General features: G+C 43.3%; 17 protein-coding genes. 7 read left to right on the top strand and 10 right to left on the bottom strand.

Annotated features, from left to right (window positions below; all coding sequences use genetic code 11):
* Nucleotides 1–54: 54 nt before the first annotated feature.
* Nucleotides 55–1,326 (bottom strand): fumarylacetoacetase, encoded by a 1,272-nt coding sequence (gene fahA, locus KI659_RS02580; protein WP_213944184.1) that lies wholly within the window; start codon nucleotides 1,324–1,326, stop codon nucleotides 55–57.
* A gap of 158 nt (nucleotides 1,327–1,484) precedes the next feature.
* On the opposite strand from fahA, the gene KI659_RS02575 reads away from it, so the two are divergent.
* Nucleotides 1,485–4,115, top strand: coding sequence for a valine--tRNA ligase (locus KI659_RS02575; RefSeq protein WP_213943769.1), 2,631 nt, complete (start codon nucleotides 1,485–1,487; stop codon nucleotides 4,113–4,115).
* Between the two features lie 53 nt (nucleotides 4,116–4,168).
* Here the strand turns inward: KI659_RS02575 and KI659_RS02570 are convergent, their stop codons facing one another.
* The gene (locus tag KI659_RS02570) at nucleotides 4,169–5,215 is read right to left on the bottom strand and encodes an outer membrane beta-barrel protein (protein ID WP_213943768.1); all 1,047 of its coding nucleotides are present in this window, start codon (nucleotides 5,213–5,215) and stop codon (nucleotides 4,169–4,171) included.
* A gap of 49 nt (nucleotides 5,216–5,264) precedes the next feature.
* Nucleotides 5,265–5,804, bottom strand: coding sequence for an inorganic diphosphatase (locus KI659_RS02565; protein WP_213943767.1), 540 nt, complete (start codon nucleotides 5,802–5,804; stop codon nucleotides 5,265–5,267).
* Nucleotides 5,805–5,959: 155 nt separating this feature from the next.
* Here KI659_RS02565 and KI659_RS02560 point away from each other — a divergent pair, with 155 nt between their 5' ends.
* Nucleotides 5,960–6,658 carry an SIMPL domain-containing protein gene (locus tag KI659_RS02560; protein WP_213943766.1) on the top strand — a complete coding sequence of 233 codons (699 nt, stop codon included), beginning with the start codon at nucleotides 5,960–5,962 and terminating at the stop codon, nucleotides 6,656–6,658.
* Here KI659_RS02560 and KI659_RS02555 read toward each other — a convergent pair.
* Genes KI659_RS02555 through KI659_RS02540 form a run of 4 tightly spaced genes read right to left on the bottom strand, consistent with a single transcriptional unit; the run spans nucleotide 6,648 to nucleotide 11,693 of the window.
* Nucleotides 6,648–7,760 carry a hybrid sensor histidine kinase/response regulator gene (locus KI659_RS02555; protein ID WP_213944183.1) on the bottom strand — a complete coding sequence of 371 codons (1,113 nt, stop codon included), beginning with the start codon at nucleotides 7,758–7,760 and terminating at the stop codon, nucleotides 6,648–6,650. The two genes, KI659_RS02560 and KI659_RS02555, sit on opposite strands and share 11 nt — an antisense overlap.
* A complete protein-coding gene (locus KI659_RS02550; RefSeq protein WP_213943765.1) occupies nucleotides 7,760–9,898 on the bottom strand; it encodes a 7TM diverse intracellular signaling domain-containing protein in 2,139 nt (712 codons plus the stop codon). The genes KI659_RS02555 and KI659_RS02550 overlap by 1 nt, the downstream gene beginning before the upstream one ends.
* The gene (locus KI659_RS02545; protein ID WP_213943764.1) at nucleotides 9,895–10,596 is read right to left on the bottom strand and encodes a hypothetical protein; all 702 of its coding nucleotides are present in this window, start codon (nucleotides 10,594–10,596) and stop codon (nucleotides 9,895–9,897) included. The genes KI659_RS02550 and KI659_RS02545 overlap by 4 nt, the downstream gene beginning before the upstream one ends.
* Nucleotides 10,593–11,693 carry a ThiF family adenylyltransferase gene (locus KI659_RS02540; protein ID WP_213943763.1) on the bottom strand — a complete coding sequence of 367 codons (1,101 nt, stop codon included), beginning with the start codon at nucleotides 11,691–11,693 and terminating at the stop codon, nucleotides 10,593–10,595. The genes KI659_RS02545 and KI659_RS02540 overlap by 4 nt, the downstream gene beginning before the upstream one ends.
* Before the next feature lie 259 nt (nucleotides 11,694–11,952).
* Between KI659_RS02540 and KI659_RS02535 the strand changes: the two genes are divergently transcribed.
* Entirely contained in the window at nucleotides 11,953–12,423 is a 471-nt protein-coding gene (locus KI659_RS02535; protein WP_213943762.1) for a response regulator, read from the top strand.
* On the opposite strand, the gene KI659_RS02530 is transcribed toward KI659_RS02535, so the two are convergent.
* From KI659_RS02530 to porX, 3 genes are read right to left on the bottom strand one after another with little or no spacing between them, the layout of a single operon-like run.
* Nucleotides 12,420–13,634: an alanine dehydrogenase gene (locus tag KI659_RS02530; protein ID WP_213943761.1), complete on the bottom strand. Its 1,215-nt coding sequence runs from the start codon at nucleotides 13,632–13,634 to the stop codon at nucleotides 12,420–12,422. The two genes, KI659_RS02535 and KI659_RS02530, sit on opposite strands and share 4 nt — an antisense overlap.
* Nucleotides 13,624–14,058: a tRNA (adenosine(37)-N6)-threonylcarbamoyltransferase complex ATPase subunit type 1 TsaE gene (tsaE, locus tag KI659_RS02525; protein WP_213943760.1), complete on the bottom strand. Its 435-nt coding sequence runs from the start codon at nucleotides 14,056–14,058 to the stop codon at nucleotides 13,624–13,626. The genes KI659_RS02530 and tsaE overlap by 11 nt, the downstream gene beginning before the upstream one ends.
* Nucleotide 14,059: 1 nt before the next feature.
* Nucleotides 14,060–15,619, bottom strand: a complete 1,560-nt coding sequence (gene porX / locus KI659_RS02520) for a T9SS response regulator signal transducer PorX (RefSeq protein ID WP_213943759.1) — start codon at nucleotides 15,617–15,619, stop codon at nucleotides 14,060–14,062.
* A 66-nt stretch (nucleotides 15,620–15,685) separates the two neighbouring features.
* On the opposite strand from porX, the gene KI659_RS02515 reads away from it, so the two are divergent.
* Genes KI659_RS02515 through lpxA form a run of 4 tightly spaced genes read left to right on the top strand, consistent with a single transcriptional unit; the run spans nucleotide 15,686 to nucleotide 20,179 of the window.
* Nucleotides 15,686–16,906: an HD domain-containing protein gene (locus KI659_RS02515; RefSeq protein ID WP_213943758.1), complete on the top strand. Its 1,221-nt coding sequence runs from the start codon at nucleotides 15,686–15,688 to the stop codon at nucleotides 16,904–16,906.
* A gap of 27 nt (nucleotides 16,907–16,933) precedes the next feature.
* Nucleotides 16,934–17,956 (top strand): UDP-3-O-(3-hydroxymyristoyl)glucosamine N-acyltransferase, encoded by a 1,023-nt coding sequence (gene lpxD / locus KI659_RS02510; protein ID WP_213943757.1) that lies wholly within the window; start codon nucleotides 16,934–16,936, stop codon nucleotides 17,954–17,956.
* Between the two features lie 52 nt (nucleotides 17,957–18,008).
* Entirely contained in the window at nucleotides 18,009–19,403 is a 1,395-nt protein-coding gene (locus tag KI659_RS02505) for a bifunctional UDP-3-O-[3-hydroxymyristoyl] N-acetylglucosamine deacetylase/3-hydroxyacyl-ACP dehydratase (RefSeq protein ID WP_213943756.1), read from the top strand.
* Complete coding sequence (lpxA, locus tag KI659_RS02500) at nucleotides 19,400–20,179, top strand: acyl-ACP--UDP-N-acetylglucosamine O-acyltransferase (protein ID WP_213943755.1); 780 nt, start codon at nucleotides 19,400–19,402, stop codon at nucleotides 20,177–20,179. The genes KI659_RS02505 and lpxA overlap by 4 nt, the downstream gene beginning before the upstream one ends.
* Nucleotide 20,180: the final 1 nt, after the last annotated feature.

Here is a 20,180-nt window from a genome sequence, read left to right as displayed (position 1 = left end):
TTTTTGCAATTTATGATCATCCCCTTTTGGAAATATAAACCTAATTGTCAAATTCTATTTTTTTGTCGGCAAAACTTTGGAGCTTACTTCCCCAAAGCCAACACGGATTTCATCCTTCTGGCAATGGCCTTTCATAATCACCGAATCACCATCTTCGATAAATTTCCTTTCCTCACCTGAATCTAGTTTTACAGGCTTGGTACCCTTCCAGGCCAATTCCAACATGGAACCGAAGCTATCCTCTGTAGGACCGGAAATGGTACCCGAAGCATACATATCACCTACATTGATGTTACAACCATTCACAGTATGATGGGCAAGCTGCTGGGCAATGTTCCAGTACATGTATTTGTAATTTGAAGAGCAGACCTTAGAGGGCTTCCCATTTTCCGGTTGGATAAACACCTCTAAATTAATGTCAAACCCATGGTCTCCCTCACACTGCAGGTAAGGCAAGACCTCTGGGTCCTGCTTTGGGCTGCTGGTACGGAACGGCTCCATAGCTTCCATAGTTACGATCCACGGAGAGATGCTGGAGGCAAAGTTTTTGCCCAAGAATGGCCCCAATGGCACATATTCCCAAGCCTGAAGGTCTCTTGCCGACCAATCGTTGAAGAGCACAAAGCCAAAGATGTAATCTTCAGCATCTTTCGTGCTTACAGAATCCCCCATTTTGGTGGATTTCCCTGTAATGAATGCCAGCTCAAGCTCAAAATCAAGTCGCCTAGATGGTCCAAACTCAGGTTTGTCCATATTCGGGTCTTTATACTGGCCTTTTGGACGGTGTATGGGCACTCCTGAAGGAATGATTGAAGAAGCACGCCCATGATAACCTACCGGCAGATGTTTCCAGTTAGGCAGCAAGGCGTTGTCAGGATCCCTAAACATAGTACCCACATTAGTGGCGTGCTCCATGCTGCTGTAAAAATCCGTATAGTCACCCACTTTTACAGGCATCAGCATTTCGGCCTCCTGGCGATTGACCATCGCTTTTCCCCTGCATTGATGATCCCTAAGCTCAGCACTTTCTTCTTCCAGAAGATACTGGACTTTCTCTCTAACCTTTCGGGTTACATTTTTGCCCAGGCCAATGAAGTCATTTAAGGAATCTTTTAGGAAAATATCATCCGGCAGGTGCATATCCGAGAAAAAACCTTCCGCATGCAACACTGACAGATCCACGATCTTGTCCCCAATGGCTATTCCGGCCCGTGGGGAAAGGCGTTTGTTTTTAAAAATCCCAAAAGGCAAATTGTAAATGGTAAAATCAGAGTTTTTGGGCACCTGAACCCACGTTGTCTTTGAGGCTACTTTTTGGTTCTTCATCATCAAAAATTAGTTTGTGACAAATTTAGAACTTAAAAGCCGAACTCAAAATACAAACTGACTTTTAAAAGGGAGGTAATTGCCTGCACATTGATGCCCAAAAAGATATTTATGTTATTTTTGTGCTCTATTTACACATCTATATAGCAACAACTGATATGTCCTTATCTACTAAGTATGATCCTTCAGAAGCGGAATCCAAATGGTACCAGTTCTGGATGGAAAACAAATTATTTAGCTCACAAGTAGATTATAATAAAGAACCTTACACGGTGGTCATCCCTCCGCCAAACGTCACCGGCGTTTTGCACATGGGGCACATGTTGAACAATACCCTTCAAGATGTCTTGGTACGAAAAGCCAGAATGGAAGGAAAAAATGCTTGCTGGGTTCCTGGAACTGACCATGCATCCATCGCCACTGAAACGAAAGTCGTGGCCATGCTCAAGGAAAGGGGCATTGACAAGAAGTCCATCACGCGCGAAGAGTTTTTGTCTTATGCCTGGGAATGGAAGGAAAAATACGGTGGAATTATCCTTGAACAGTTGAAAAAACTTGGAGCTTCCTGTGACTGGGACCGCACCAAATTTACCATGGACGAGGATTTGAGCAAGGCTGTCATCAGCGTGTTTGTGGATCTTCACAAAAAAGGCAAAATCTACCGTGGCATCCGAATGGTGAATTGGGATCCCCAGGGCAAGACGGCACTGTCCGATGACGAGGTGATTTTCAAGGAAATCAATTCCAAGCTTTATTACATCAATTATAAAATCGAAGGGTCGGAAGACCACTTGACCATTGCCACCACGCGCCCTGAAACCATCATGGCTGACGTGGCCATCTGCATCAACCCGAATGATCCTAGATTTACCCATCTCAAAGGTAAAAAGGCATTGATCCCATTGATCAACAGGGCCATCCCGATCATAGAAGATGAATATGTTGACGTGGAGTTTGGTACAGGTTGCCTTAAAGTTACCCCTGCCCACGATTTGAACGATTATGAATTGGGTTTAAAACATAAGCTGGAATCTATCGACATTTTGAATGACGACGGTACACTGAATGAAAAAGCCCAGATCCTGGTAGGTGAGGATAGGTTTGTAGCTAGAAAAAAGATCGCCAAAAAGCTTGAAGAAGTTGGCCAATTGGATAAAGTGGAGGATTACAAATCCAATGTTGGACATTCTGAGAGAACAGATGCGGTAATAGAGCCCAAGCTCTCCCTGCAATGGTTTTTGAAAATGGATGAGCTTACCAAGCCTGCTTTAAAGGCAGTAATGGAAGACGTAATTCAACTTTATCCCCCTAAATTCAAAAACATGTACCGCGCATGGATGGAAAATGTGCGCGACTGGTGTATTTCCCGTCAGCTTTGGTGGGGCCACAGGATACCTGCCTATTACCTTCCAAACGGCGAATTTGTAGTAGCCGGAAGCTTGGAAGAGGCGGTAGAGATGGCAAATCAGCAGTATGGCGAAAATTACAATGCGTCAGACCTCAGACAGGAAGATGATGTATTGGACACTTGGTTTTCATCCTGGCTGTGGCCGATTTCTGTTTTTGACTCCGAAGTTTTCACTACCGGTGAGCAGAATGAGGATCTGAAATACTATTATCCGACAAATGACCTGGTGACCGCCCCAGAGATCCTATTCTTCTGGGTAGCCAGAATGATCATAGCGGGTTACGAATATACTGGCGAGAAGCCATTCAAAAATGTGTACCTGACCGGGATAGTTAGGGATAAATTGGGCAGAAAAATGTCCAAATCGCTGGGCAACTCCCCTGATCCATTGGATTTGATTAAAATCTATGGTGCGGACGGAGTAAGAACAGGTATGTTGTTCAGCTCACCGGCGGGAAATGATTTGCCCTTTGATGAGAAGCTGGTAGAGCAGGGCCGTAATTTCTCCAACAAAATCTGGAATGCCTTCCGATTGGTAAAAGGCTGGGAAGTGGATTCCTCTATTTTGGAAAACAACAACAAAGCGGCTTTCCAATGGTTTGAAAGCAGATTAAACCAAGCCATAACGGAAATCGAGGACCATTTTAGCAAGTTCAGGATTTCTGACGCCCTGATGGCTACTTACAAGTTGGTTTGGGATGACTTCTGCTCTTGGTATCTGGAGATGATCAAGCCGGCGTATCAACAGCCCGCAGATTTGGAAACATATGAAAAAACGATTGAGTTTTTCGAATCCATCCTGAAGCTGCTCCATCCTTTCATGCCATTCATCACTGAAGAGCTTTGGCACCAGATCAAAGGCCGTGATGTGAAGGATGCTTTGATAGTATCCGCATGGCCAAAAGCTGGAGACTTTAACAAAGAGCTAATAGACAAAGCCGCCGTAGTCTTTGATGTGGTGAGCCAGATCAGAAATACACGTGCATCCAAAGGAATTTCCCCAAAGGAAAGCTTTGACCTGACCATCAACACCAAGCAGCCTGAGCTCTACCAAGAGTTTGAAGCAATTATCAAAAAATTGGCAAACATCAGTGATGTCAGCTTTGGAGAAAAGGTAGAAAATGCTCTCAGCTTTGTAGTAAAATCCGATGAGTTCTTCATCCCTATGGGTAATCAGATTGATGTGGAACAGGAAAAGGAGAACCTGCAAAAGGAATTGGATTACACCAAAGGCTTCCTCAAGTCTGTGTCTAAAAAACTTAGCAATGAGCGCTTTGTAAACAACGCTCCTGCCCAAGTGGTGGAAGTGGAAAAGAAAAAAGAGGCTGATGCGGTAGCCAAAATTAAAGCTTTGGAAGAGAGCTTGGCTAAATTGGGCTGATTGCCTTAAACAAAAAAAAGCCACACAAATGAAATTTTGTGGGGCTTTTTTTTTTAAAACCTTATCGCCAAGGAAGAATTAATAGCCGTATTTCCAGTGCTTACTCTCCCTCCGGGAAGATCAAAAATAGGTTCAGGGCTATTAAATTGCCTCAGCTCTATCCGAGCCAATGCTTTTGGGTGAACCTGGTAGTCAAGATTCACCGAATAACCAGTGACCTCCAAACCTGAGTTTAGTATCACACCGTTGACATCGGAATAATGATCAGCTCTCAGGGCTAAATAAAATTTTTCTCCCAACTGCCTACGAAGCGACGCCGTAAAGGCATACCATTCGTTAAAAGGCCGAAAAATAGCTTCTTCCACCCCATAATCAGCTCCTACCGTTACCCCCCACTTGGAAAAGGAATACATGGTATAAAAGTTATTGTAAAACCGGTTTAACCTTAAAGTTTGCGGGTATTCATTTCCAAAAAAATTGCTGTAATTGATTTCCAGCCCTTCCAAAGGCTGATAATTAAGCCCGAGCCCCAATGCCAGAGATTGGTGGCCTTCTTGTCTCTGCACGTTCTGCCAGCCATTCCCAGCCCAAAGGGTAACCTCCAAATCTTCTAGAGCCATATACGTCAACCGGCCACCTGTGAGGAAATATGGGGAGTTCTCCGCCAAAAGGCTTCTTGAGAGATGCCAGGTTTCCATCCCTTCGGCACTTTCAAAACCAATATGGGATGGCATAATCCCCACATCCAACCAAAGTTTATCATAAAGCCTTACCCCCACCGATGCCTCATACACCATCTGGGCCCAAGCAGGCTCATCTGCAAGGTTGAATTGGGCATAGGTGCCTGTCATCAAGGCTAAGTTGCCACGGATATTTTCATCCTCATATTTTGCCCGGATAAAAGCTAAATTGACGCTGAACTCATTATGCCTTTTGTAATTATACAGGAAGTCAGGCCGTTGATGGTTTTCTGGCCGGTTAAATTCATAACTATAATAGGCTTCCATATATCCAGAAAGCTCCCATCCATTTTGTTGGATAATCTGGGCCTTGGAAAAATGGCTTATCAATAGAAAAAGCAGTAGGTAAAAGTGTTTCATCTGCCCAATAATAGCAAATTAGCCCGGCTTTAAAAACCGGGCTATTTAATTATTTCTGTGTTCTGAAGTTTTTGTCGTACAATTCGATACTTTCCTGAATGATACGCTTGGCATCCTCCTTACCCAGGAAGTCCTCGACTTTCACCTCTTTGTTTTCCAATTTCTTGTAATCTTCAAAGAATCGGTGCACCTCTTTCATCAAGTGAGGAGGCAATTCATCGATATCATCAATATAATTGACAGACTGGTCATCGGCAGCCACTGCAATGATTTTATCATCTGCCTCGCCACCATCGATCATTCTCATTACACCGATCACCTTGGCTTTTACCAAAGTCATGGAAGGAATATCAATCTGGGAAATGATCAAAATATCTAAAGGATCGTGGTCATCACAAAAGGTCTGCGGAATGAAACCGTAATTAGCTGGATAATGCACAGCTGAAAACAACACCCTGTCCAATAGCAACATGCCGGTCTTCTTGTCCAGCTCATACTTACCTTTGCTACCTTTAGGGATTTCAATTACTCCGGTCACATATTCCGGTGCATCTTTACCGATCTGCACATCGTGCCATGGATTTATCATATCAAAAACTTTAAATTTCAAAATTCAAATAGAACGCAAAATTACGGCCATTTACCCTGTTTCCAAAGTAATTATTTGCTATTTTGTTATATATTTTTCAATAAAACCGTAGCGTTACCTTTCTCGTTACCGTCTTATCTACAAATCACAAAAACATGAGAGCAGCTATCCTTTCCCTTTTGTTCCTAGTCGCACTGTCGGCTCCAATTATGGCTCAAGACAACCTCATAGAGGTAGAAGGGCAAAGTGAAATAAAAATCAAGCCTGACCAAGCCCTGCTATCAGTCAATCTACAGCTCAAAGCCATGCAGGCTTCCCAAGCCTCCCAGGCCCTTAATAAAAAGACAAACACCATCATAAAAAACCTCGAAAAAGCCAAAATTGAGGACATGGAAGTTTTCACCAGCAACTATTTCGTCAACATCAACCGCATATACCAAAGAGGTTCCTCCAAAGACAGTGGATACGTCGCTTCCCAGACGTTGAACATTAAAGTGAATGAGCTCGAACAGTCACTGTTTAAAGTAATGGAAGTACTGGGGGAGTATGAGGAGTTGAATTATTCGGTAAGCTTTCAGTTGACTGATGACTTGCGCAAATCCAAAGAAGAGGAACTTTTGAAACTGGCCCTGGAAGATGCGCAGAGAAGGGCGAATACGATAGCGTCCGCAATGAATTTGGGAGAATTAATGGTCAAAAAGGTGCAATATAAAAGCCAGGAAAACTTTGCACGCCCTATGATGCGCATGGCCATGGATGCCAGTATGGAAAGCGCCAAAACCTCGCCGGTGCTGCTGCCCGAAGAGCAGACTTTGACCGACAAGGTCTTGGTTACATTTGGGTTTAAACAGTAATTGGGGAAGCGGGGATTTGTTGGAGGTTGGGTAATTCCACCCTCACATGGGTCCCCTCTCCCATTTTTGACTGGAGCGTTATTTTGCCCTGCATGAGTTCCACGGATTCTTTGACCATGTAAAGACCGATTCCTGAGCCCACATTTTGCTGGGTAGCCCGCTGAAAAAGGTTAAATACTTCTTTCTGAAGTTTTTCATCAATACCTATACCGTTGTCAAAAACCTCAATTATGGCATTATCCTCAGTAACTTCGACAGCGATTCTAATCTTTTTAAATGGATTATCCTTCTTCTGAAAATTGAAGGCATTTCCGAAAAGGTTGTTCAGAATTACCCTTAGCTTGGAATCATCGGTATAAAAATCAAACGTTTGATTGACGTTGAAGTCCACTGCTACATCTTCCAAATCCCATTTTTCCTGATAAGCAGCATATTGTTGACTCAATACCTTGTTGAAATCAATGGCTACTATTTTGTTTTCGATTTTAGTGGACCTATAAAAGTCCAGCATTTTATAAATAAAATCGTCAAGCTTGTCGGTTGCATGATCTATCATGGTAAAATACTCCAGGACTTCAGGATTTTGATTTTCCAGCTTTGCCAGCTTGGATATGCCCGATATACTCATCAAAGGTCCTCTCAATTCATGCGAAAGGCTATATACAAACTGATTCATTTCAGTATGTACTTTTTTGAGCTTGTCATTTTTATCCTTCAGTTCCTTACGGGTGAAATATATCTCTCCCGCATTATAGATCGCATTTTTGATCTGCTCGATGTTCCAAGGCTTGTCAATGAACCTGTATACCTCGCCCTTGTTGATGGCATCTATCACAGATTTGATGTCTGAATAACCGGTAAGCAGTATTCTTATGGGATTAGGGTTGATCGCAATGAGTTTTTCAAAGAACTCCACACCAGTAATTTCAGGCATGCGCTGATCGGCTATGACCACTTGATATTCTTCAAGTTTGACCATTTCCAGCCCAGCTTCCGCGTTGATTGCTGTGTGCACGACAAAGTCCTTCCTCAAACTCGCTTTAAAAGAGTTTAAGTTGTTGTCCTCATCGTCAATATATAAAACCTTAATCTTTTCGGTTATCATATCATATCAGATTCTTGATGAACTGGCAGCCTAATGATAAATGCGGTACCAGCATCTGGGCAGCTTTCCACTTCAAGTGTCCCGCTATGTTTTTCAATAATAGTGAAAACTATTGAAAGTCCAAGCCCAGTACCTTTTCCTACCGGTTTGGTGGTAAAGAAAGGTTCAAATATTCTGGCTTTTACTTCATCGGGAATCCCCGGCCCATTGTCGATGATTTCTATTTTCACAAAATCATCCCCGTCCATGGAAGTCCTGATAATGATCTCGGGATTCGGGTTTTTATCCAAATGTTCTGTGAGGGCATGAACCGCATTATTTACAATATTCATAAAGACCTGGTTGATCTTGCCCGCCAGGCATTCCACCATCGGAATCTGACCAAAGTCTTTTACGATTTGTATCTTATTGGACATGCTGCTGTTGAGAAGCACGAGTGTACTGCTTATACCAGCGTGAATATCAACTTTTTTCACATCCTGCTCATCCACTCTTGAGAACAACTTCAAGCCTTTTACAATCTCAACCGTACGCTTAGCTCCATCTTCCATTCCCTGTAAAAGCTGGTTGATTTCATCTTTTACGTAATCAAGCTCTATTTCATCCTCAAGCCTCTTCAGTTCCTTCAGGGAAGTTTCAGAAAACTCTTTTGCTCCTTTTTCTCTATAGGCTTCCATGATCTCGATCAAGTCTGCCACATCCCTTTTCAGCGGGTTAACATTGGAACTCACAAAGTTGATCGGGTTATTAATTTCATGTGCCACCCCTGCGGTCAATTGTCCCAGAGAGGCCATTTTCTCTTGGTTTACCAATTGTGTCTGAGTATCCTGAAGGTTTTTAAGCGTTTTTTCTAGTTCTTCCGTCCTGTTGAGCACTTTTTCTTCCAACATGGAATTTTGCTGCTTGACTAGTCGCTCATTTTCCTTAAGCGCAGCAAGCTTCTCATATTGCTCCTGCTCTTTTTCTTTTTTGAGGATATTGATCCGGTCAGCTAAAGCCAGTGAAAGCAAGATAGCCTCGCAAGCTGTTCCTGCCAGCATTGGAAAATTGGCATAACCGTCCAAGTTGAGCACCCCGAAATTCTGAAGGATAAAAATCACCAAACCCACTAAAAACAGGCCCCAAGCAATTAGAAAATAAACTGCCGGTCTAAAACCTTTCTTTACCAGAATGATACCAATAGTAAGGAACACAATAACTACCGCCAGACCATTTAAATCCGTCAGGAAATAGCTCATTTCGATCAACCCGGCAAGCCTTAAAATCAAAGTGAGGGCATAAGAACCCATTAGGAATAATAGAACTTTATCCAGTACGGGCACATACTCTTTTGTTTTGAGAAACATCCTTACAAAAGGAATCCCAAACAGACTCGCTACTACAGTAAACCCAATAATGCTTACTTCATACAGATAAGCATTTTCTCCCAAGAAGAAATAATAAGTATAGCCCATAATCGAAAGCTGGGCCAGGCCTATGAAGAGGATGTAAAGACAGTAATAAAGGTAAACGCGATCTTTAACTGAAAAATAAAGGATCAGGTTGTACATAAATAAGGCCAGCATAAGCCCCATATATATACTTACGATCAATAGCCTATGGCTGTAATCTTTAAAAAAGCTGAATTTGGGAGAAATAGTAACCGTAAAATTTACAGGAACTTCAGATTGAAACTCTGCGACTAAGTAAGGGCTGTCTCCTTCTTCCGTTAGGATTTCATAAATCGGATTGGGGTGTTTAAAAGGATTACTATCTCTAGTAAGGTTACCGGCATGCGCAATCAGTCTTTTTTCCCCATCCTCAGTTATTCTGTAGAGATGGGCTTTCCTAAAAACAGGGGAATTAAATTCTAAAATGGAATGCTCTGAGTAACTTGGATAATCCGACAGATCCATAAGAATGGCAAAACCATTCCTATTCGATCCAACATCCAGCTTGTTAATTTGATCAAATTCAACGGGGGTTCGCCAGGCATCAGCTTCAAATTCTTCCTGAGTCAAGAGTTTCATTTGACTAACCTTATGCTCATGGGCAGGCTTGAAATCCTGCAAAAACATAAAGAGTAAAATAAACACTAGAAAAACAATCCCGAAACTTATAAAAACATTTTTGTTGTTGTAGTAAAACTGTTTCATACGCGTACTGTAGGTATTTTCAGATCAAACAAAACTTCCATTTCCCCTTTAGGTCCCTTCTCAACCAAATGAGTTAATCCTTCTTGTCTTACGTTAAATACAAATTCTCTTTCCTTTTCCTCAGCAAAAGGAATGTTTTCCACATCATCAACATGCATAACGGTGGCCACCAAATCTTCCTTTGGATAAAAAAAGGTCCCCTCATTGCCGAGTTCATTGATAACCGTGTAACCTACTTTTTTAGAGATCTTGACAGTGACAGGGGAGCACAAACCGAAAAGTTTTTTGATATTTAATTGTGAGGCAATGGCCACCCCAATTCGAACCAAGTAGATGCTTCCGATGCCATAACCTGCCACCTCTTTACTATTCCATAAACCACAGATCTCAGCCGCTTCACAATCCCCAAATTGGGACATATATTCAACTATACTTTTGTCGATTTCGTAGATGGCATTCTCAAAGGGAAGTGGGAACCCCTCGCTTTTAAGCTGAACGCGACCGCCACCCAGGACTCTGGAATCTTCTATAGATTCGAAAAGAATTAAATAAACATTCGGATTGGAAGCCCATGACCTATCTGCGGAAGTCACTTTGGTCACTCCGTAGGATTCGAGCACGCGATGGTGCCCGTCAATGTATTTAGTGGTTGCCTCCAGATCTTCCACTGCTCTTACCACCCTTACTCTTACTTTCATTTATTTCCAGATAAATATTGATCTATATCTATATAAAATCTCCCCGAGAATTGAGATTGCCCTAACAAAATCGACCGGCTAATATGTCCACAAGCTGCCCCTCCCAACAAAACCGAACTTGCTAATTGGGGCCATGTGGTGATAGTTTTACCAATTTCAGCCATGCTCTCCCTTGCTCTCTCAGAGAGTTGGTCAAAATCAACAAAAGCCGAAAAATATGCCTGTCCGTGGGTTTTCGCTCCCCCGACCAAGGTAGATTCTTCCCCAAACTCCTTTAATTTCCCATGAAATATAGGCCTTTCTCTTTCCAAATCAAATCTTTCTATGTCAATCATACCACGATCGCTGGTATCCATCAAAACAGGAATACCTAAAGATTTGGCTTTCAACCTACTGGTAAGCTTTATAGGCAAATTGTCACATTCCTCTATTAATAGGTCTAATTTGCCTCCTTTTTCAAAAAATGCGTCCATATTATCCTCGGTCAATCCATCCTCAAATAAAGTTACTTTCAGATAGGGGTCTATTTCCGCAATTTCCCTGGCTACGATTCTGGTCTTTGGTTCGCCCAAGTTCACTACGCTGGTCCTGATCCTGTTCATGTTGCTCAACTCCAAAGTGTCAAAATCAGCAATCCGCAACTCCCCAAAACCGCGCTCCATGGCCAAACTCAACGCCACACTTTGTCCTACAGATAACCCAACCACCCCGATGATTTTCGTAGACAGCACATCCTGTTCTTCTTGGGTGATCTTGTATTTATTTCTGGAAGTCCTCAAATGGGAGAATTCCTTTTCCTTGAGTAAAACCGTTAGTGTGTTTCTCCATGGATAAAACACAAAATTAAATAAAGCCGCCTTTCCTATCTCTTCAAGAAACTGAGTTGCTTTTAGGGTTAAAATTTCAGGAGCAAATTTTTCGGTAGGATTATTGATCTTGATCAATTCCTCAACTTGACTCAAGGATGTGTCAATTAAAGTGACATAAGGTTGGGCCAAAAGTTCATCAATCTGGGCTTGGTCAGTTTGGGACTGGGGATCCAAAACAACCGCCTTGTACGCTACTTTTTTATGGGTTGGGGCCAAAATACCTTCCATGAATTGCATTTTTTGTAAGCTGATATGGCAGTAAAGTTATATTTTAGAAGTCATATTTTTATAGATTTCGCACAATAATTTATTCAAACGGCAAAAAATGCATTTCATGGACATTTTTACCGCCTTCTACCTCAATAAAATTTCATTTTTTGTATATTATCAAAAATAATTTCAAAAGGTTCAGCTAAATACCTGAAGGCAAATTCAAAATTTTCTCTAATTTAGCAACCAAATCCCAAGTGAAGATCAATTACTGATAATGGAAGAAGTAAACGAAAAAATAAAAGTCCTTTATGTGGACGATGAGGTGAACAACCTGCAGGCATTCAAAGCTACCTTTAGAAGAAACTACCAGATTTTTATCGCTGAGTCAGCTGAGGAAGCCCGAAAAATCCTTGAAAACCAAACAGTTGAAATCATCATTACTGACCAAAGGATGCCCAATGAAACTGGCGTGGAGTTCTTGGAATCCATCATTCCGGACTATCCTGATCCTATGCGTATTCTATTGACTGGCTATACAGATATCCAGGCTGTAATTGACGCCATCAACAAAGGCCAGGTATACCATTACCTGACCAAACCTTGGGATGAAGATTATATGAGAACAGTCGTGAAAAATGCTTACGAAGTATTTGACTTAAGGAGAAAAAATGACCAGTTGACCAGAAGCTTGCTAAAAGCCAATGATCAACTAGAGTTCCTTTTGAGACAAAACCTTCTTTCCTAATACCTTGCAGCTAGCAATAGCTGCAATTCCTTGTGAGACATGGAGAATTTCCTGGCCAAGTGAGCATTGGTCAGGCTACCTCTATAAGTATATACTCCTTTCATAAACCACTTGTAATTGAAAATCATCTCCTCGGCTCCACCGAGGTCAGCCATTTGAAGGAGAATGGGTGTGAAAATATTGCTCAGGGCCACGGAAGCTGTCCTTGCCACCCGGGATGCGATATTCGGCACACAATAGTGAATCACATCATATTTGGTAAATGTCGGATTGCTGTGGGTTGTCATCTCGGAGGTTTCCACACATCCTCCCTGATCGATACTAACATCTATGATGATACTTCCAGGCATCATAGCGGCGACCATTTCGTCCGAAACAACCACCTTAGTTTTTCCCTTTTCGGCCCTTAAGGCTCCTATCACCACGTCTGCCTCTTTCAAAGCCTGACCCAACGTATAGTTATCAATCGTGGAAGTATACACCTGCTGACCAAGCAGTTGCTTGATTCTACGAAGCTTGTAGATATGATTATCGAAGATACGGATAGTGGCACCAAGGCCCAAGGCTGTTCGGGCGGCATATTCAGCCACCGTGCCCGCACCAATGATCACCACTTGTGTAGGCGGCACACCGGTGATCCCCCCCAAAATCAGCCCTTTTCCATCATTTACGCTACTCAAATACTCGGCCGCCACCAGCATCACCGTGCTACCGGCAATTTCGCTCATGGCCCGCACCACCGGCATACCCCCCACCTTGTCTTCCAAGTTTTCGAAGGCCACCGCGGTAACCTTTTTCCTGTTCAAGGCATGTATATAGTCAGCATTCTGCTTTCCTAGCTGTAGAGCAGAAATGAGGCAGGCACCGGGTTTCATCATGGCTATTTCATCTTCCTTCGGGGGCTCTACCTTTAGCACAATTTCAGCATCAAAGGCTTCTTTGGCACTATAGACCACCTTGGCCCCCGCGTCAGAATAGTCCTTGTCGGTAAATTTGGAAAGTTTGCCTGCATTGGACTCCACCATCACGCGCTGCCCGTTGTTGACCAATAGCGCCACGGCTTCGGGAGTGAGCACCACACGCTTTTCCTGAAAGGCCACCTCACGGGGCAATCCGATCAACAGTGAATTGTTGGACTTTTTTACTTTGGCTAGTGCCTCTTGGGGATATATACCCGCTTCCTTAGTGATCTCGGCCATTTTAGCTACCATCCCTAACTGTCTTTATTTGAATGTTTCTTTTGCCGGAAAGATCGCTGTTGATTTCAATCAGCACAAAATCCTCCGGAATATATTCGGCGACTTTTTCACCCCACTCTATCCAACATGGATTGCCGCTATAAAAATAGTCATCAATCCCGATTTCCAACGCTTCATCAGGATCATCGAGCCTGTAGAAATCGAAATGATAAAACAAATCCCCGCTTGTATTCTGGTATTCATTTACAATGGAGAAGGTTGGGCTGCTGACATTGTCAACCACCCCGTGCTGCCTGGCCAGCTCCTTGATCAGGGTGGTCTTGCCTGCCCCCATGTCACCTTTGAAAACCCAGATCTTATCCTCTTTGCAAGTTTCCATCAAGGTTTTCGCTACCTGAGGCAGTTCCTCTAGACCATCATAACTTATTTCTTCCAAATCAATATTTCTTCGGTGAAAGATGTACCAAAGGCACAATTACTTCCTCAAGCGATACGCCGCCATGCTGGAAGGTGTCCTTGTAGTAATTTACATAATAATTGTAATTATTAGGATATGCAAAGAAATAGTCTTCTACGGCAAAAACATAACTTGTTGAAACATTAAATTTCGGAAGCTTGGCATCTTCCGGTTTTCTGATCTCGAAAACCTTTCCGGATTCAAAATTTAGATTCTTCCCCTGCTTGTATCGCAAGTTGGTCGTTACAGTCCTATCACCGATTATTTTGTAAGGGCGGTGCACCCTTTTGGTCCCGTGATCAGTGGTAATAATTACATCGGCTCCAGCATCGCTTATTTTCTTCAACAGCTCAAAGAGGGAGGAATGGGTAAACCAGCTTTCCGTTAGGGACCTATATGCGGATTCGTTCGGAGCCAGCTCACGGATCATTTTCATGTCCGTTCGGGCGTGCGAAAGCATGTCCACAAAATTGTATACCAACACGTTCAGGTCATTATTCATCAGATTGGGAAAAGCATCCACCACGGCCTTGCCCTGATGCGCCTGTAGGATTTTATGGTAACTGCTCTTTATGTTAAGCTTGTTTCTCTTGATATTTTCATTCAAAAACTCCTCTTCGTGGTTATTCTTGCCCTCATCGGTATCCTCCCCTTCCCACAGGTCGGGATGGAACCTTGCCATGTCCATAGGCATCATACCACTAAATAGGGCATTTCTGGCATATGCCGTAGTGGTGGGCAAAATACTGTAATACGTCTCATCGCTCTGCACTACAAAATGGGTAGAAAGCAAAGGTTCGATTACCTCCCACTGGTCAAGACGAAGGTTATCAATAACGATAAAAAACAGGGGTTTCCCTTCTTGAAGCTTCGGAAAAACCTTTTCCCGCATCACCTGATGGGAAAGAATGGGTTTGTCTATCCCTTTTTCATTGAGCCAATCAAGGTAGTTTTCCTTGATGAATTTGGCAAAGTTGGCGTTGGCCTCCGTTTTTTGGGTGTCGAGCACTTCCTGCATGCTCTTGTTTTCCGTCTTGTCGATCTCCAGTTCCCAATATACCAGCTTGGTATAAATATCGGCCCACTCATCATGATCAATAGCATCATTGTAAGCCATGCTGATATTCCTGAAATCCTGCTGATAACTCAGGTTTGTTTTCTCAGTGATCAATCTTTTATTCTGAAGGATCTTCTTGACGGAAAGCAGGATCTGGTTGGGGTTAATAGGTTTGATAAGGTAATCGGCGATTTTTCCGCCGATGGCATCATCCATAATATGCTCCTCTTCACTTTTGGTGATCATCACCACGGGTGTTTGCGGTTTCAAAATCTTGACCTGCTGGAGGGTTTCCAAACCGGTCATGCCAGGCATCATTTCGTCCAAAAAGATCACATCAAAATTGCTCTCCTCCACTTTCTCCACGGCATCCACACCGCTGTTGACGGTGGTAATCTCGTAGCCTTTTTGTTCCAAAAACATGATATGGGGTTTCAGTAGATCAATTTCGTCATCAGCCCAAAGGATTTTGAATTTTTGCATATTATTTGGTTTATATCTTTTAAAATTATAATTACTTTTGTTATTACTCACAAAAAATAAAGGCCATTGAACAGCCATAAAATACTTAACGATCCTGTCTATGGTTTTATAACCATTCCCAGCGAGCTCATTTTCGCCATCATTGATCACCCCTACTTTCAAAGGTTACGTAGAATCAAACAGCTGGGTTTGACGGATTTCATTTATCCGGGGGCACTGCACACCAGGTTTCACCATGCCTTGGGAGCCATGCACCTGATGAGCATTACTCTTGACAATTTACGAAATAAAGGCCACGAAATCAGCAATGAGGAATATGAAGCTTCTCTTATTGCTATTTTGCTCCATGATATCGGCCACGGGCCGTTTTCCCATGCATTGGAATTTAGCCTGCTCAAGGACATCCACCATGAGAAACTCTCCCTGCTGATCATTGAGGCGCTCAATAAGGAGTTTAACAACCAGCTGGAACTGGCCATCAAGATCTTTACCGGGCGATACGAGCGGAAGTTTTTCCATCAACTGGTATCCAGCCAACTGGACATAGACCGCTTGGACTACCTCCAACGTGACTGTTTCTTCACTGGGGTCTCCGAAGGTACCATCGGGGCGGACAGGATTATCAAGATGATGAACATCAAAGATGATGCCTTGGTTATTGAGGAAAAAGGAATCTACAGCATTGAAAATTTCCTAAGTGCCAGAAGGCTAATGTATTGGCAGGTATACCTGCACAAAACCACCGTGAGCGCGGAAAAAATGCTCATCAATTTAATCAGCCGGGCAAAAGAAGTACAGCAATCCGGCGTTAACCTTAATGGAACCGACGAACTCATCCATTTGCTCAAATACGATTATACAGTAGAGGATTTTCAAAACTCCAAAGAGCTTCTTGATATTTTCACCCAGCTTGATGATTTTGATATTTGGGGGGCTGTAAAACTTTGGAAGTCCAATGAGGACTTTGTGCTCAAAACTATTTCCAACATGTTTTTGACACGCAACCTTTTCAAAGTTGACCTGGTAAGCTCCCCTATTGAAAAATCGCAACTAGAGGAAATGAAAAAGAAAACCATCCAGAAACTGGACATTCCGGAAGCATACCTCCCCTATTTCTTTTCTTATGGCAGCATCAGCAACAATGCGTATGTGGCCAAAGACAGCATCCTGATCTACACAAAAAAAGGTCAGGTGATCGATGTGGCCCAAGCGGCTGACTTACCAAACATCAAAGCTATGAGCAAAATTGTAAAAAAGTATTACGCTTGTCGAGCCAAAAAAATTTAACTTTGAGCCAACATAAAATTAACATCCATGGAATTTACCATCAGTCAAGTAGCTGAACTTTTGAATGGCAAAGTAGAAGGCGATGGTTCTCAAAAGGTAAGCAGACTGGACAAAATCCAAGAAGGCAGCCCCGGGGGAATCAGTTTTCTTTCCAACCTGAAATACGAAAACTACCTTTATACCACCAAAGCAAGTGCGGTGATTGTAGCCGACAGTTTTAGCCCTTCCAAGGATTATAACACCACCCTGATCAAAGTTGAAGATCCCTATATAGGTTTTACCCAATTGCTGGAAGCTTATGAAATGATGATCAAGGAAGACAAGCTGGGCGTAGAGCAACCTTCCTACATGGACCCCACCAGTACCATGGGTGAAAATGGCTATCGCGGCGCTTTTTCCCATATCGGGAAAAACACCAAAATCGGAAAAAACACCAAAATCCACCCCCAGGCATTTATTGGGGACAATGTGACTATTGGCGACAACTGTAAAATCTTCTCTGGTGCAAGAATCCTCAACGACTGTGTGATCGGCAACAACTGTGATGTCCACGCCAATGCGGTAGTTGGCGCCGACGGTTTTGGCTTTGCCCCACAGGCTGACGGCACCTATAAAAACATCCCCCAACTCGGCAACGTGGTATTGGAAGACAATGTAAGCATTGGGGCAAACTCCACCTTGGACAGGGCCACGATGGGGTCAACGATCGTCAAAAAAGGCGTGAAAATTGACAACCTTGTGCAAATTGCCCATAATGTGGTAATCGGCGAAAACACGGTAATTGCCGCCCAGGCTGGAATCTCTGGTTCCACCGAAATAGGAAAGAACTGCATAATCGCCGGAAAAGCAGGGATTGTTGGACATTTGAAAATTGCCGACAACACCACAATTGGAGCAAATACAGGGATTTCAAAGTCTATCACCAAGCCCGGCAACACCCTTTTGGGCTACATGGCTATGGACATCAAAGACTTTCTGAAATCCTACGCGGTTTTTAGAAAATTGCCAGAGCTTCAAAACAAATTGAAAGATCTAGAAAAAAAACAATAAATTTGGAGCTTGTTCCAAAAGAATTTCGACCCTTCGAAAAGAAATATTCTGAATGAAAGTAAAACAGCATACCATAGGAAAGCAAGTATCCGTGTCAGGCGTGGGCCTACACACAGGAGTAGTCACCAACATGACTTTTGTCCCTGCCCCACCAAACCATGGCTACAAGTTCCAAAGGACTGACTTGGAAGGCCAGCCTATCATAGATGCGGACGTGGACAATGTAGTGGACGTATCCCGCGGTACCACCCTCGAGCAGGGCGGAGCTAGGGTTTTCACCGTTGAGCACGTATTGGCAGCATTGGTTGGTCTTGAGATTGACAATGTACTTATACAGCTGGATGGCCCCGAGCCCCCTATCATGGACGGCAGCTCCATCCAGTTTATCAATATCTTGGAGGATGCAGGATTTCAAGAGCAGAATGCCTTGAGAAGATTCTTTGAAGTTCCCGAAAGTATCCATTACAGAGATTCCGAGCGGGAAGTGGAAATGGCAGCTCTGCCCCTCGACGACTATAGAGTGACCGTAATGGTGGATTACAATTCCCCTGTTTTGGGAAGCCAGCACGCCTCCATTACCGACATCAGCCAATTCAAAAATGAGATTGCCTCTTGTAGGACTTTCTGCTTTTTGCATGAATTGGAGATGCTATATAACCAGAACCTGATTAAAGGTGGCGATCTAAACAATGCCATTGTGGTGGTGGATCGCGTGGTGGAAGAAGCAGAATTGGCCAATTTGGCCAAAATGTTTAACAAACCTAAGGTTGAGGTTCGAAAAGAAGGCATTTTGAACAATGTGGAGCTCCGTTATAAAAACGAGCCAGCCAGACATAAACTCTTGGACGTGGTAGGGGATTTGGCTTTGGTAGGAAGACCTCTGAAGGCCCAGATTCTGGCGGCCCGACCTGGCCATGCCGCCAATGTGGCTTTTGCCAAAAAGCTGAAAAGAGCCATGGAGAAAAGCGGGCCTAGCCACATCCCTCATTATGATCCAAAGCTTCCGCCTGTTTTGGACATCAATCAGATCAGCAATATATTGCCACACAGGTATCCCTTCCAGTTGTTGGATAAAATCATTTATTTGGACGATACAGTAGTAGCCGGTGTGAAGAACGTGACCATCAACGAACCGTTCTTTATGGGGCATTTCCCAAACAATCCGGTGATGCCCGGAGTACTTCAAGTGGAAGCCATGGCACAGACTGGGGGAATCCTTGTTTTGAGCACTGTGGATGACCCTGAAAATTACTGGACCTACTTTTTAGGAATTGAAAGTTGCAAATTTAGAAAGATGGTACTTCCTGGTGATACCCTGATTTTCAAATGTGAGCTCTTGGCTCCGATCAGAAGAGGTATAGCCAAAATGAAAGGCGAGGCATATGTGGGCAACACATTGGTCTGTGAAGCCGTCATGACCGCAAGTATCGTAAGAAAAGAAGCATGATAAGTAAGCTAGCGCATATAGAAGAAAGTGCAGTAATTGGAGAAAATGTAACCATAGACCCTTTTACCTGCATTCATGAAAATGTTGAAATTGGTGAAGGGACTTGGATTGGGTCAAATGTAACCATCTACCCCGGAGCCAAGATTGGCAAAAACTGCAAAATTTTCCCTGGCGCGGTAATCTGTGCCATTCCTCAAGACCTTAAATTCCAGGGAGAGGACTCTACAGTGGAAATTGGTGACAACACCACCATTCGCGAGTGCGTCACCATCAGCCGGGGTACTTTGGACAAAAGGACTACCAAGGTTGGTTCTAACTGCTTGATAATGGCCTATGTTCACATTGCCCATGACTGTTTTGTGGGCGACAATGTGATCATCGCCAACTCTGTACAGGTGGCAGGGCACGTTACTATTGACGATTGGGCAATAGTGGGCGGCAGCAGCGCCATACACCAATTTGTCAAAATAGGCATGCACTCTATGATTTCGGGTGGATCACTGGTAAGAAAGGATGTGCCACCCTTTACCAAGGCAGCCCGAGAGCCACTTAGCTATGCGGGTGTAAATTCCTTAGGATTGAGAAGAAGAGGATTTTCCAGCGAGGCCATCAGCCACATACAGGAAGTCTATCGCTATCTTTTCCTTAACAGTCTTAATAACAGCAGGGCCCTGGAGGAAATTGAAATCAACCTGCCGGCAACCAAAGAAAGAGACGAAATTGTCAATTTTATCCGCACTTCAGAGAGAGGTGTCATGAAGGGATATTTCAATTGAT

Source organism: Litoribacter ruber (assembly GCF_018449405.1).
In the GTDB taxonomy this organism is placed as follows: Bacteria; Bacteroidota; Bacteroidia; order Cytophagales; family Cyclobacteriaceae; genus Litoribacter; species Litoribacter ruber.
This window is presented reverse-complemented; position numbering and strand designations above follow the sequence as displayed.